At 61.2% G+C, this 13,480-nt stretch carries 10 protein-coding genes; 2 read left to right on the top strand and 8 right to left on the bottom strand.

Annotated features, from left to right (window positions below):
- Window positions 1-150: 150 nt before the first annotated feature.
- Together ACWHRL_RS04855 and ACWHRL_RS04850 are read right to left on the bottom strand one after the other, a co-directional pair.
- Window positions 151-1,326, bottom strand: coding sequence for an extracellular catalytic domain type 1 short-chain-length polyhydroxyalkanoate depolymerase (locus ACWHRL_RS04855; protein ID WP_447895473.1), 1,176 nt, complete (start codon window positions 1,324-1,326; stop codon window positions 151-153).
- Between the two features lie 22 nt (window positions 1,327-1,348).
- Window positions 1,349-1,765: a CopG family transcriptional regulator gene (locus ACWHRL_RS04850; RefSeq protein ID WP_447528142.1), complete on the bottom strand. Its 417-nt coding sequence runs from the start codon at window positions 1,763-1,765 to the stop codon at window positions 1,349-1,351.
- Between the two features lie 211 nt (window positions 1,766-1,976).
- Between ACWHRL_RS04850 and ACWHRL_RS04845 the strand changes: the two genes are divergently transcribed.
- Both ACWHRL_RS04845 and ACWHRL_RS04840 read left to right on the top strand, forming a co-directional pair.
- Complete coding sequence (locus tag ACWHRL_RS04845; protein ID WP_447895472.1) at window positions 1,977-3,098, top strand: glycosyltransferase; 1,122 nt, start codon at window positions 1,977-1,979, stop codon at window positions 3,096-3,098.
- Window positions 3,070-4,083, top strand: coding sequence for a lysylphosphatidylglycerol synthase transmembrane domain-containing protein (locus ACWHRL_RS04840; RefSeq protein WP_447895471.1), 1,014 nt, complete (start codon window positions 3,070-3,072; stop codon window positions 4,081-4,083). Before ACWHRL_RS04845 ends, ACWHRL_RS04840 begins: the two co-directional genes overlap by 29 nt.
- A 90-nt stretch (window positions 4,084-4,173) precedes the next feature.
- On the opposite strand, the gene sucD is transcribed toward ACWHRL_RS04840, so the two are convergent.
- The 6 genes from sucD to ACWHRL_RS04810 form a co-directional block, all read right to left on the bottom strand.
- Window positions 4,174-5,046: a succinate--CoA ligase subunit alpha gene (gene sucD, locus ACWHRL_RS04835; RefSeq protein WP_447528139.1), complete on the bottom strand. Its 873-nt coding sequence runs from the start codon at window positions 5,044-5,046 to the stop codon at window positions 4,174-4,176.
- A complete protein-coding gene (gene sucC / locus ACWHRL_RS04830; protein WP_447528138.1) occupies window positions 5,046-6,212 on the bottom strand; it encodes an ADP-forming succinate--CoA ligase subunit beta in 1,167 nt (388 codons plus the stop codon). The genes sucD and sucC overlap by 1 nt, the downstream gene beginning before the upstream one ends.
- Before the next feature lie 134 nt (window positions 6,213-6,346).
- Window positions 6,347-7,786 carry a dihydrolipoyl dehydrogenase gene (lpdA, locus tag ACWHRL_RS04825; protein ID WP_447528137.1) on the bottom strand — a complete coding sequence of 480 codons (1,440 nt, stop codon included), beginning with the start codon at window positions 7,784-7,786 and terminating at the stop codon, window positions 6,347-6,349.
- A 159-nt stretch (window positions 7,787-7,945) separates the two neighbouring features.
- Entirely contained in the window at window positions 7,946-9,553 is a 1,608-nt protein-coding gene (gene odhB, locus ACWHRL_RS04820) for a 2-oxoglutarate dehydrogenase complex dihydrolipoyllysine-residue succinyltransferase (protein WP_447895470.1), read from the bottom strand.
- 38 nt (window positions 9,554-9,591) lie between these two features.
- Window positions 9,592-12,426, bottom strand: a complete 2,835-nt coding sequence (locus ACWHRL_RS04815) for a 2-oxoglutarate dehydrogenase E1 component (RefSeq protein WP_447528135.1) — start codon at window positions 12,424-12,426, stop codon at window positions 9,592-9,594.
- A gap of 328 nt (window positions 12,427-12,754) precedes the next feature.
- A complete protein-coding gene (locus tag ACWHRL_RS04810) occupies window positions 12,755-13,465 on the bottom strand; it encodes a succinate dehydrogenase iron-sulfur subunit (RefSeq protein ID WP_447528134.1) in 711 nt (236 codons plus the stop codon).
- Window positions 13,466-13,480 lie beyond the last annotated feature (15 nt).

Raw genomic sequence — 13,480 nt, 5'->3', positions numbered from 1 at the left:
CTCCCCACAGAGCAGCGGCGCCAAAGGCGCCGCTGCTTTTTTATACGCCCCCCCCCCCGGCGCCCCACCCGACTCACCATTCACGACTCACGATTCACGACTCACGATTCACGATTCACGATTCACGATTCACGATTCACGACTCACTATTTACGACTCACCTTTCAACTGATGCTCAAAGAAAAAGCGCAGCATCTCCTTCGAGGCATCCGGCCCTTTGGGGTCGGTGTAGCTTCCCCGAGCGCTGCCCCCCGCCCAGGCGTGGCCCGCGCCGTGAATGCGCCACTGCTCCAGGCGCGTTTCGCCCTGGGCGTCGCGGTGGACCGTGCGCGTATAGCCGTGGCCGCCAGCCACCTGCCCCGCCTTCGCATCGCCTGGTGTGGCTTTGCAGGCGACATATTGGCTCGCCACGCGCTCGGCGTTGTTCAGATGCACGGTGCTGTCCCGGTCGCCGTGAAAGATGATCGCCGGCACGTTCGAGGCAAAACCTTCACTCGCCCCGCCCGGTGCCGGTCTTCCGCCCTGCATGGCCGCCAGCGCATCCGGGAGGCTCTTGGCAACGCCATGAGGCAGCCCGGAGTGCACCCCCACCGCGGCGAAGAGTTCCGGGTAGGTCATGGCAAGCGTGGTCGCCATGGCGCCGCCGGCGGAGAGCCCGGCCACGTACACCCGGGCGGCGTCGAGCCCGTGGGTATTGACGATCTCCCGGGTCATTCCCGCCAGCACCTCGGGCTCGCCGCCTTCGCGGCGCTGGTCGCCGGCCTTGAACCAGTTCCAGCACTTCGAGGTATTGGCGCTTTGCGGCTGAGCCGGGTAGAGCACGCAGAAGGTTTGCGCTTCGGCCAGCGCGTTCATTTGGGTCCCGGCGGCGAAGTCGTCCGGGTTTTGGGTACAGCCGTGGAGCATGACGACCAGGGGCAGCGCCTGGCCGTGGTAGCCGCTGGGCATAAAGAGTTTATAGTCCCGGGTACCGGCACGGTTTTCAAAGCGACCCGCAGTGAAGGCGCCGGGGCTGGGCGTTTCGTGCGCGGCCGGTGCCTGCGGCCCGGCGCCGGCTTGAAAGCCCGCCCATTGATCGCGAAAGCGAAAGCCCTGGCGCTTGTGCCCAAGCCCCGGCGAGGCCGATGTGAACGCCGTAAACGTCTTCTCTCCGATCGTCTCGCAGGTACTTTCGAACACATTGCCCTCTTGAGCGGCCGCCGGTGTCGCCTGGCGCTCGGGCATCGGGTCTTGGCCTTGCAACATCTGCATGGCCTCGGAAAGCCTGCCGGCGCGGGTCAGCCGCGTCGCTTCTTGCATTCGTTGGGTCATGGTGGCATCGATCATGGTCAAAGCCCTCGTCAATACATCAGTGGATGCGACCAGCCAGAGCGGCCTTGACCGCCTTGCTTGCATGCAGGGCGCCAAGCACGACGACGGATTCGATCGTCGCGGCGGCAAGTTCTGGCGTTACATCGTCGGCAATGGTGGCAAGCCCCAGCACCTGGATTTGCAGGGTTTCGCCATTGGCCTTTAGCGCTTCGAGATCCGCTCGGCTGTAGTGTTCAAGCCCCAGCACGAACGCCTTGCGCGAGACGGTCTCCTTGACGACGTCGGCGTGGCTTGCCAGCTGGTTGCGAATGGCGGTACGGATCAAATCGGTTCGGTTGGAGTAAAAGCCCTCCTGCACCAGCAGGTCGATTTGGCCCAGATCGACGACGCCGAGGTTAATGGTGATTTTCTCGTTGGTGTCGCCGGGCTTGCGGCGCAGTTCGTGTACGCTCATGAGCGCTCCTATCGGGTGAGAAGCTCTTTTCAATCCCCATGGATTCCATATACCATCCATATGGATGTTATATTAGGTGGTATTGGGGTTTAAGCAAGGTTTTTCGCAAGCGACAGAATTTGCAGCGCCCAAAGCATACTCACGCTGTCGCATAACTGACTTATTCGTTGGCTATGGTGATGAGTGACCCTTGTGTGGCGCGGAGACGACCTTGCATATTGCCGATATCACCATGTTTCACGCCCCGGCCAGCGGCGGCGTGCGCACCTACCTGCAAGCCAAACACCGCGTACTGCAAAAAACCGGTGCCCGCTGTAGCCTGCTGGTACCCGGCGCCGAGCGCGATAGCCTGGGCGAGCACCATACGCTGCCTGCCCTGCGCCTTCCGCTGGGCCAGGGCTACCGGTTTCCGCTACGCGGCGCGCCCTGGCGGGATGCGCTGATCGAATTAGCGCCGGACATCATCGAGGCCGGCGACCCCTACGTGACCGCCTGGGCCGCACTGGACGCTGGTCAGCGCTTGGGCGTGCCGGTGGTCGGGTTTTACCACTCGGATTTGCCGCGACTGATGGGCGACCGCTTCGGGGGGCGCGTCGAGCGCCGCTTGATCCGCTACGTGGCCGATCTCTACCGCCGCTTTGACAGCGTGCTCGCTCCTTGCCAGGCCATGGCCGACCGCCTCACACAGTGGGGTGTGGAGAACGTGCGCGTGCAGCCTTTGGGGGTGGATCTCGAGCGGTTTCATCCCGACCACTTCGACCCGCACCTTCGCCGCCGCTTTGGCATCAATGAGAACAAGCGCCTGCTCATTTTCGTCGGCCGCTACTCCCGCGAGAAGAACATCGACGTGCTGCTGGCCACCATGAAACGCCTGGGGCCGGACTACCACCTGCTGCTGATGGGCCCCGGGATGCCCACCCGCGTGCCGGACAACGTCACCGCGGTCAGCCGCTGTTGCGGCGTGCACGAAGTGGCCGCCGCGCTTGCCAGCAGCGACGCCCTGCTCCACGCCGGCACGCGGGAAACCTTTGGGTTGATTGCCCAGGAGGCGATGGCCAGTGGCCTGCCGGTCATCGGCGCCCGCGCCGGTGCCTTGATCGAGAACGTGCCCCTGGGCGGCGGCGTGCTGTGCCCGCCGCTCGACCCTACCGCCATGGCCCAGGCCTGCAGCGCGCTGTTCGACAACGACATCGCCGCCAGCGGGCGCTACGCGCGCCACTATGTCGAGCGTCGCTTCGGCTGGGATGTGGTGATACACCAACTATACGAGCACTATCGAGCGCTACATCAAAGCGAGCCGGCCCATGCCCGCCCCCGCATTCATACAAGGTAAATCCCGATGGCGACCGCGTCCATTGCACGCGGTGCTGCTGCTCATCGCACTCATCACACCGCTACTGCTGACATCGCTTGCCGGCGGGCGGGCCGCGCTTGGCCATGTACAGGCGTTCCCGCTGGGGCTTTTGGCGCTCATGGTGGCAACGGCTGCCGTCTGCTGGAACCTGAACGCGCTCAGGCTTCGGCTGATGCTCGGCGCTCACCCAGGCGCGCCTAATCAGGCGGGCGCGCTGGGTATCGAGCTTGCCGCCAAGTTCGCGCTGTGCGCCACCCCGGGCGGCAGCGGCGGCCCGGTTACGATGCTGGCGCTTCTGGCAAAGCGCGGTGTGCCCCCAGCCAGGGGCACGGCGATGTTTCTGATCGACCAGGGATGCGACTCGCTTTTCTTTCTGACCATGCTGGGTGTGGCGGTGGCCGCCACGCTGACCGGTATCGTCGACTGGCCCCACCAGGGGCTTATTCAGGCCGCCCTGCTCGCCCTTGGCGCGTTACTGGTGAGCGTGGCGCTGGCCATCGTTTATCTGCCCAGGCTTTTACGCCTGCGCCCGGCGGCGCGGCCCAACGCCGTTAAAAGGCGCTGGCTCATTCGGCGGCTGCTGCGCTGTCGCCACGCGCTGCGGGTCACGCTACACCTGCCCGGGCGAACGCTTGCTGCGATACTGCTGCTCACCGCGCTGCACTGGGTACTGCGTTATAGCCTTTTGTACATGGCGGTGCTGGGGGTGGGCGGGCAGGCGGAGTGGCTCTGGACGTTTCTGGTGCAGATGCTGGCCATGGCGGCCAGCCAGCTGAGCTTTCTGCCCGGCGGTGCCGGGGCGGCGGAGCTTGGCGTGGGCACGCTTTTACTGCCGCTGATGGCGCCGGAGCAGGTCGCCGCGGCGGTACTGGTCTGGCGGCTGGTGAGCTACCACCTTTATTTGGCCGTGGGGGCCCCGGTGTTCGTCGTGCTCGGCTCACGCTGCCTGCAACGCCGCGGCTAAGTTTTACAAAATGCGGACATAAAAAAGGGCACCCGAAGGTGCCCTTTTTGCGCTTTCCAACCGACAAGCGCCTACCTCGACCGACCTGACTTACCAGCCGGTGGCTTCTTTCAGCGCGTCGCCGATTTCGGCCAGCGAACGTACGGTTTTGACACCCGCCGCTTCGAGAGCGCCGAACTTGTCGTCCGCCGTGCCTTTACCGCCGGAGATGATCGCACCCGCGTGGCCCATACGCTTGCCAGGAGGTGCGGTAACGCCTGCGATGTAGGCAACGACCGGCTTGGAGACGTTGTCCTTGATGTACGCCGCCGCTTCTTCTTCCGCGGTGCCGCCGATCTCGCCGATCATGACGATCGCTTCGGTCTTCGGGTCCTTCTCGAACATCTCGAGGATGTCGATGAAGTTGGAGCCCGGGATCGGGTCACCACCGATGCCGACACAGGTCGACTGGCCGAAGCCGTGGTCGGTGGTCTGCTTGACCGCTTCATAGGTCAACGTACCCGAACGGGATACGATGCCGACACGGCCCGGCTGGTGGATATGGCCCGGCATGATGCCGATCTTGGTTTCGCCAGGCGTGATGACGCCGGGGCAGTTCGGGCCGATCAGGCGAACGCCGAGCTCGTCGCATTTTACTTTCGCGTCGAGCATGTCGAGTGTGGCGATACCTTCGGTGATGCAGACGATCAGCTTGATGCCGGCGTTGGCGGCTTCAAGGATGGAGTCTTTACAAAACGCGGCCGGTACGTAGATTACGCTGGCTTCGGCGCCGGTTTGCTCGACTGCTTCCGCGACGGTGTTGAACACCGGCAGGCCCAGGTGCGTCTGGCCGCCTTTGCCCGGCGTTACACCGCCGACCATTTGCGTGCCGTAGGCAATCGCCTGCTCGGAGTGGAACGTGCCCTGGCCACCGGTGAACCCTTGGCAGATGACCTTGGTGTTCTTATCGATCAGGATACTCATTACTTGCCCTCCGCTGCTTTAACAACCTGCTGAGCCGCGTCGCTCAGGCTGGTGGCAGCGATGATGTTCAGACCGCTGGACGCCAGTTTCTCGGCACCCAGCTCGGCGTTGTTACCTTCCAGACGCACAACGACCGGCACGTTGACACCGACCTGCTCGACGGCACCAATGATGCCTTCGGCGATCATGTCGCAGCGCACGATACCGCCGAAGATGTTGACCAGCACGGCCTTCACGTTGTCGTCGGACAAAATGATCTTGAACGCTTCTGCCACGCGCTCTTTGGTCGCGCCGCCGCCTACGTCCAGGAAGTTGGCCGGCTTACCGCCAGACAGGTTGACGATGTCCATGGTGCCCATGGCCAGGCCCGCGCCGTTGACCATGCAGCCGATGTTGCCATCGAGGGCTACGTAGTTGAGCTCCCACTTGGCAGCATCCGCTTCGCGCTGGTCTTCCTGGCTCGGATCACGCATCGCCTGCAGGTCCGGATGACGGTACAACGCATTGCTGTCGAGGCCCAGTTTGGCGTCGAGGCAGTGCAGGTTGCCTTCATCGGTGATGACCAGCGGGTTGATTTCCAGAAGCGCCAGATCCTTGTCGTGGAACAGCTTGGAAAGCCCCAGGAAGATCTTGGTGAACTGCTTGATCTGGTCGCCTTTAAGGCCCAGTTTGAAAGCGAGTTCGCGTGCCTGGTAGGGCTGAGCGCCGACCAGCGGGTCGATCTCGGCTTTCAGAATCTTTTCCGGTGTCTCTTCGGCGACCGTTTCGATGTCTACACCACCTTCGGTCGAGGCCATGAAGACCACGCGACGGCTGGTACGGTCGACGACGGCGCCCAGATAAAGCTCATCGGCGATATCGGTGCAGTTCTCGACCAGAATCTTGGCAACCGGCTGACCTTTTTCGTCAGTCTGGTAGGTGACCAGGTTCTTGCCCAGCCACTGCTCGGCGAAGGCCTTCGCTTCCTGGGGGTCCTTGATCAGCTTCACGCCGCCCGCTTTACCGCGGCCGCCCGCGTGGACCTGGGCTTTGACTACCCACATCTCGCCGCCGATTTTTTTGCACGCTTCTACCGCTTCTTCTGGCGTGTCCACGGCAAAGCCTTTGGACACCGGCAGACCATAATCAGCAAACAGCTGCTTGCCTTGATACTCGTGAAGGTTCATCGATTCATGCCATTGGTTGCATGTGACTCGAACGACAACCGGTGTCGAGCACCGGCTGTCCCCGTGCTATCAGCTCGGCAAGCCGGGCTGATAGCGTTGCGCCACCGGAAGGTGGCGCCTGGTCGTTACTAGAATTACTTACGTTTTTTACGGTTCGCCATGTGGATGGCGTGCCCGTCCACGGCCAGTGCGGCTTCGTGAACCGCCTCGGACATGGTGGGGTGGGCATAGCAGGTCAGCGCCAGATCTTCGGCGCTGGAGCCGAACTCCATCGCGATCACGGCCTGAGCGATCAGCTCGCCGGCATGCTGGCCAACGATGTGAACACCCAGGATGCGATCGGTTTCTGCATCGGCGATGACTTTCGCGCTACCTTCGGTGGCGTTGTTCGCCATGGCGCGGCCGCTGGCGGCAAACGGGAAAGTACCGGTTTTGACTTCGATGCCCTTGGCCTTGGCGTCCTGCTCTGTCATACCGACCCAGGCCACTTCCGGGGCAGTGTAGATCACGCAGGGAATGGCGTCATAGTTCATCTCGGCTTTGTGGCCGGCGATGATGTCCGCCACCATGATGCCCTCTTCCGAGGCCTTGTGCGCCAGCATCTGACCGCGTACGCAGTCGCCGATCGCGTAAACGCCCGGCACGTTGGTGCGGCACTGGTCGTCGACGAAGATGAAGCCACGCTCGTCGAGCTCGATGCTGACGTCGTCGGCAATCACACCCTTGGTGTACGGGCGGCGGCCAACGCAAACGATCAGCTTGTCGAAGGTAATTTCCTGCTCGCCTTCGCCGTCGGTGTACTTGACGACGACTTCATTGTCTTTCACTTCGGAGCCGGTTACGCGGGCGCCGAGTTTGATGTCCAGGCCCTGCTTTTTAAGAAGCTTCTGGGTATCCTTGGCAACGGTCGTGTCGACCATCGGCAAGAAATCGTCCATCGCTTCGAGCACGGTGACTTCAGATCCCAGGCGGTTCCAAACGCTACCAAGCTCGAGCCCGATAACGCCGGCGCCGATCACGCCCAAACGCTTCGGCGCTTCCTTGAATTCAAGTGCGCCGGTAGAGTCGACGACCAAGTCGTCGGTCAGCGGCGTGGGCGGAATTTCGACCGGTACCGAGCCCGCCGCGATCACGATGTTCTCGGCTTCGTACTTGGTCGCGTTGCCGTCGACATCGGTGACTTCGACCTGCTTGTTACCCACGACTTTACCAGTACCGTCGATCGCGGTGACGCCGTTGGCCTTGAAAAGGCCCGAGATGCCGCCGGTCAGGTTCTTAACGATGGTGTCTTTACGCGACATCATCTTGGTGATGTCCATGCTGACATCGCTTGCCTGGATCCCCAGGTCGTCGAAGTCGTGCTTGGCTTCGACATACTTGTGCGAGGCTTCCAGCAGCGCCTTGGACGGGATACAACCCACGTTCAGGCAGGTGCCGCCGTGTACCACGTTGCCTTCCTTGCCAATCCACTTCTCGACACAGGCAACGTTCAGCCCGAGCTGGGCCGCGCGAATGGCAGCGACGTAGCCGCCGGGGCCGGCACCGATAACGATTACATCAAACTTGTCAGCCATGTTGGCTCCTTCCGCTTGGTGACGCTTTGTCTAGATCAATGCATACGCGTCGTATCAAATCATGGACAAAGGGCCGTGTGCGATAACATAAAAACGCTCGAACTCAAGGTTCTCTCACCCGATCACGCGGCCAGGGTCAACCCCTGGCCGCGTGCATCGTTACACGTCCAGCAGTAGGCGCGCCGGGTCTTCCAGCAGTTCCTTGATGGTGACCAGGAACTGAACCGCGTCTTTACCGTCGATCATGCGGTGATCGTAGGAGAGCGCCAGGTACATCATCGGGCGAACCTCGACCTTGCCGTTGACCGCCATCGGGCGCTCCTGGATCTTGTGCATACCCAGAATGGCCGTTTGCGGCGGGTTGATGATCGGCGTGGAGAGCAGCGAGCCGAAAATACCGCCGTTGGTGATGGTGAAGGTACCACCCTGCATTTCGTCGATACCAAGCTTGCCATCGCGGGCCCGCTTGCCGAAGTCGACGATGCCTTTCTCGACATCGGCGACCTTCATGGCGTCGGTGTCACGCAGTACCGGCACGACCAGGCCGCGGTCGGTGGATACGGCAACGCCGATATCCTGGTAACCGTGGTAGACGATCTCGTCACCGTCAATCGAGGCGTTGACATCCGGGAAGCGCTTGAGCGCCTCGGCGGCGGCCTTGACGAAGAAGCCCATGAAGCCGAGCTTGACGTCGTGGGCCTTTTGGAAGGTGTCCTTGTACTGCGCGCGCAGGTTCATGACCGCGCCCATGTCCACCTCGTTGTAGGTGGTCAGCATGGCGGCGGTTTGCTGCGCTTCGACCAGACGCTTGGCGATGGTCTTGCGCAGGCGCGTCATCGGTACGCGCTTCTCGGCACGGTCGCCTTCGGCGGCGGCCGGGGCCGCAGCGGCTTTCTTCGCTGCCGGCGCGGAGGACTTGGCCGTTTTCTTGGCGCTGCCGTCTTTCACGGCTTTCTGCACGTCTTCTTTCAGAACGCGACCGCCCTTGCCGGTGCCTTCGATCTTGGCAACGTCCAGGTCGTTTTCGGCGATCATCTTGCGCGCCGCCGGGGCCACGATCTTGTCGCCTACTTTCTCGTCGGCGCCTTCATCGTCGCTGGTGCTATCGGCGCTGTCATCGCCTTTGCTTTCGCTTGCGCCGCTGTCGCTACCGCCGCTTTCGGAGAAGATCGCCAGTACGGCTTCGGACTCGACCTGGCTGCCCTCTTCGGCCTTGATCTCGGCAAGCGCGCCATCGGCGGGTGCCACGACTTCCAGCACGACCTTGTCGGTTTCGATGTCGGCCAGCACTTCATCGCGCTTGACCGCTTCGCCGACTTTCTTGTGCCAAGTGGCAACGGTGCCTTCCTGAACAGATTCCGGGAAGCTCGGCGCTTTGACGTCATGCTGCTTACCGCCGCCGGCTTTCTTCTCTTCTTGCTTCTCGTCTTGCTTCTCTTGCTTGGCGCCGTCGTCTTTAGCGTCGCCGCCGTCCTCTTTCTCGGACTTTTCGGCTTTCTCTTCGCCTTCGTCGGACTTGCCGCCGCCGCTTGCTTCGCCGATCTTGCCCAGTACCTGCTCGGACTCGACGGTGTCGCCCTCTTCGGCCAGCACGTCGGACAGCGTACCCGCTTCCGGTGCCACGACCTCGAGCACCACCTTGTCGGTTTCTATCTCAACAATCAGCTCGTCGCGCTCAACGCTGTCACCCGGCTTTTTGTGCCACGCGGCTACCGTGCCTTCGGCAACGGATTCCGGAAAGGTTGGCGCTTTGATATCAGTAGCCATGTCATTTCCCTTAATAGGTTCTCTAAACCCGGTGGCGCTTATAAATTAAAAGCGTCTTCCACCAGCTGGCGCTGCTGTTCTGTATGAACGGACATGTAGCCTGCCGCGGGAGCCGCAGAGGCCGGACGTCCTGCAAATTTCAATTCGCGGCCAAAGCCGTTTTTGAGCGTATCCGCCGCAATCCGCATGTGGTGCTGGCTGGGGTACCAGGCGCCCTGGTTCATCGGCTCTTCCTGGCACCAAACGATGTCTTCCAGGTTGGGATACGTCTCGAGCACTTCCAGAAGCTCGTCCTTCGGGAACGGGTAGAGCTGTTCCAGACGGAGGATCGCCGTATCGTTGCGCTCGTTTTCAGCACGCCAGTTAGCGAGATCGTAATAGACCTTGCCGGCACACATGATGACCCGCGTCACCTCCTCCGCCGGGCGATCCGCCTGGTCCGGTAGCACCATGTTGAACTTGCCTTCGGCCAGATCTTCAAGGCTCGATACCGCCTCTTTATGGCGCAGTAGCGACTTGGGCGTCATGACGATCAACGGCTTGCGTAGCGGGCGAATGACCTGACGGCGCAGCAGATGGAAAATCTGCGCCGGCGTGGTCGGTACGCACACCTGCATGTTGTGCTCGGCGCACATTTGCAAAAACCGCTCCAGACGCGCCGAGGAGTGCTCGGGCCCCTGACCTTCGTAGCCGTGGGGAAGCAGCATGGTCAGACCACAAAGCCTTCCCCACTTGGTCTCGCCGGAGGAGATGAACTGATCCACCACCACCTGAGCGCCGTTGAAGAAGTCGCCGAACTGGGCTTCCCAAATGACCAGGTCGTTGGGCGCGGTGGTCGAGTAGCCGTACTCGAAGGCCAATACGGCTTCTTCCGACAGGATCGAGTCGTGAATGGTGAAGCGCGGCTGGCCGTCTTTGATATTCTGCAGCGGCACGTAGGTGCTGCCGTCTTTCTGATTGTGAATCACGGCATGACGGTGCGAGAAGGTGCCGCGGCCCACGTCCTGGCCGGTAATACGGATCGGATGGTTCTGATCCACTAGCGTGGCGTAGGCCAGCGTCTCGGCAAAGCCCCAGTTCACGCCCATACCGCCCGCCTGCATTTTACGGCGGTCTTCATAGATCTTGCCGACCTGGCGCTGCACGTCGATCCCGTCCGGAATCTCGCACATCTTGGCCGCCAGCTGCTGAAGGCGCTTCATGTCGATGGAGGTGTCGGTGTCGCCGGACCACTCGTGGCCCAGATACGGCGCCCAATCGACGAACAGCGACTTGTTGGGCTCCTGCACCAGGGCGTTGGCGACGTGATTACCGGCGACCAGGTCGTCGCGGTAGGTTTCGACCATTGCCTTGGCATCGTCTTCCGAGAGTACGCTCTGCTCGACCAAGCGCTGCGCGTAGAGCGTGCGCGAAGAGGCGTGGTCCTTGATTTTAGCGTACATCATCGGCTGGGTGCCGGAGGGCTCGTCCGCTTCGTTGTGGCCGCGGCGGCGGTAGCACACCAGGTCGATCACGACGTCTTTCTTGAACTGCTGACGATAGTCCAGCGCCACTTGCGTTGCGTGAATCACTGCGTCCGGGTCGTCGCCGTTGACGTGGAAAATCGGCGCCTGAACCATCTTGGCGATATCGGTGCAGTATTCGGTGGAGCGGGCGTCTTCCGGGTGAGAGGTCGTGAAACCCACCTGGTTATTGATCACGATATGGACCGTGCCGCCGGTCTTGTAGGCGCGGGTTTGAGACATCTGGAATGTCTCCATCACCACACCCTGACCTGCAAAGGCCGCGTCGCCGTGTACGTTGATCGGCAGTACTTTACTGCCGTCTTCATCCTGGCGGCGGTCCTGACGTGCACGAACCGACCCTTCGACCACCGGTGCCACGATTTCCAGGTGCGACGGGTTGAACGACATGGCCAGGTGGACTTCACCGCCGGGCGACATGACGTTCGAGCTAAAGCCCTGGTGGTATTTGACGTCGCCGGAGCCGCGCTCGATGACTTTCTTGCCGTCGAACTCGTCGATCAAATCTGCCGGGTTTTTACCCAAAATATTGACCAACAGGTTCAAGCGCCCGCGGTGGGCCATACCGATGACGACTTCCTTGGTACCGTAACCACCGGCGCGCTGGATCAGCTCGTCCATCATGGGTACGAAGGTTTCGCCACCTTCCAGACCGAAACGCTTGGTGCCCGGGTACTTGGAGGCCAGATAGTTCTCGAGGCCTTCCGCGGCGGTCAGGCGTTCGAGCACGTGCTTACGCACGTCGTCACTGAACTTGGGCGCGCTTCTTACCGACTCAAAACGACGCTGCAACCAGCGCTTCTCTTCGGTATCGACAATGTGCATGATCTCGCAGCCGATGGAGCGACAGTAGGTCTGCTCCAGCGCTTCGACGATATCCCGAAGCGGGGCCTTGTCGATGCCCAGAAAGAAAGAGCCGGTTTGAAATTCGGTATCGAGATCCGCTTTTGAAAGCTGGTGAAAGGACAGATCAAGATCCGGAATGGGGGTAGGATTACGCAGACCCAGCGGGTCGATATTCGCCTTTTGATGACCACGAAAGCGGTACGCGTTGATCAACTGCAGGACTTTGACCTGCTTTTTGTTCTCACCACCGCTTGCCTGGGCAGCGCCCTGGCCCGGGCGTTTTTCGCGCCCTAGCTGGTAGAACTGATCACGGATGGGGCTAAGTGGAACATCCTGGGAGGCACTGTCATCGGACTTACGCAGTTCGTCAAAATAACGGCGCCATTCGTCGGTGACAGAATCGGGATCGTCGAGGTACTGCTCGTAAAGCGCTTCCACGTAGTGAACATTGCCGCCACTAACGTGAGAGGAACGCCACATCAACTCCATTATGCCTTGTTGCATCTCTCGGTCACCCTACACTGATGGGGTGGTATCGGCATCACTGCAAAACGCAGCGACATCGCTGTTGCCCTGCCGGCGGGGCGAAACGTTAGCCGGCGGCACCGGCACAGGCCGGGAACCTTCACGTGGTTCGATATCTAGCAATTCGCTTTCAGTTCATGCTCAAAAGCCGGTACAAGGGCACCGGCTTTTAAACGTGGCTGATTGATACTGCGACGCGGCGTCGCACCACATGATATATACCATGATAACAAGCGAAGCGCCGGGATTTAAGTAGCTTTGTACGACAACCGGCACTTCACTTGCTTTTTTCTAAAAGATTAAACGGTTACGTGGCGTCAGCCAGCAACATTTCGCGAATCTTACCGATCGCGCGGGTCGGATTGAGCCCTTTAGGGCACACCGCCACGCAGTTCATGATGCCACGGCAGCGGAACACGGAGAACGGATCTTCCAGATCCGTCAGACGCTCGCGGGTCGCGGTATCGCGCGTATCCGCCAAAAAGCGGTAGGACTGCAAGAGCCCTGCCGGGCCAACGAACTTGTCCGGATTCCACCAAAACGACGGGCACGAGGTCGAGCAGCACGCACACAGAATGCACTCGTACAGGCCGTCGAGCTTGTCGCGGTCTTCCGGCGACTGCAAACGCTCGATGGCGGGCGGCGTGGTATCGTTTTGCAGGTACGGCTCGATGCGCTCGTACTGCTTATAGAAGATACCCATATCCACGACCATGTCGCGGATGACCGGCAGACCCGGCAGCGGACGCAGGGTCAGCTTACCGTTTTTGACCACATCGGAAAGCGGCGTAATGCACGCAAGACCGTTTTTGCCGTTCATGTTCATGCCGTCGGAACCGCATACGCCTTCACGGCAGCTACGGCGAAACGCCAGGCCGCTGTCCTGCTCTTTCATGATGTGCAGAACGTCGAGGACCATCAGGTCACGGTCTTTCGTGTCGACCTGAAACTCCTGCATGTACGGCGCGGAGTCGGTTTCCGGGTTGTAGCGGTATATCGATACCTGAAGATTGGACATAGTGACTCCCTCGTC

This window comes from Vreelandella sp. GE22 (assembly GCF_968212445.1).
This window is presented reverse-complemented; position numbering and strand designations above follow the sequence as displayed.

Excerpts from the sequence above, each read along its gene's own strand:
- ACWHRL_RS04855 (WP_447895473.1), bottom strand. The coding sequence starts at position 1,326 with ATGATCGATGCCACCATGACCCAACGAATGCAAGAAGCGACGCGGCTG.
- ACWHRL_RS04850 (WP_447528142.1), bottom strand. The coding sequence starts at position 1,765 with ATGAGCGTACACGAACTGCGCCGCAAGCCCGGCGACACCAACGAGAAA.
- ACWHRL_RS04840 (WP_447895471.1), top strand. The coding sequence starts at position 3,070 with ATGCCCGCCCCCGCATTCATACAAGGTAAATCCCGATGGCGACCGCGT.
- sucD (WP_447528139.1), bottom strand. The coding sequence starts at position 5,046 with ATGAGTATCCTGATCGATAAGAACACCAAGGTCATCTGCCAAGGGTTC.
- sucC (WP_447528138.1), bottom strand. The coding sequence starts at position 6,212 with ATGAACCTTCACGAGTATCAAGGCAAGCAGCTGTTTGCTGATTATGGT.
- lpdA (WP_447528137.1), bottom strand. The coding sequence starts at position 7,786 with ATGGCTGACAAGTTTGATGTAATCGTTATCGGTGCCGGCCCCGGCGGC.
- odhB (WP_447895470.1), bottom strand. The coding sequence starts at position 9,553 with ATGGCTACTGATATCAAAGCGCCAACCTTTCCGGAATCCGTTGCCGAA.
- ACWHRL_RS04815 (WP_447528135.1), bottom strand. The coding sequence starts at position 12,426 with ATGCAACAAGGCATAATGGAGTTGATGTGGCGTTCCTCTCACGTTAGT.
- ACWHRL_RS04810 (WP_447528134.1), bottom strand. The coding sequence starts at position 13,465 with ATGTCCAATCTTCAGGTATCGATATACCGCTACAACCCGGAAACCGAC.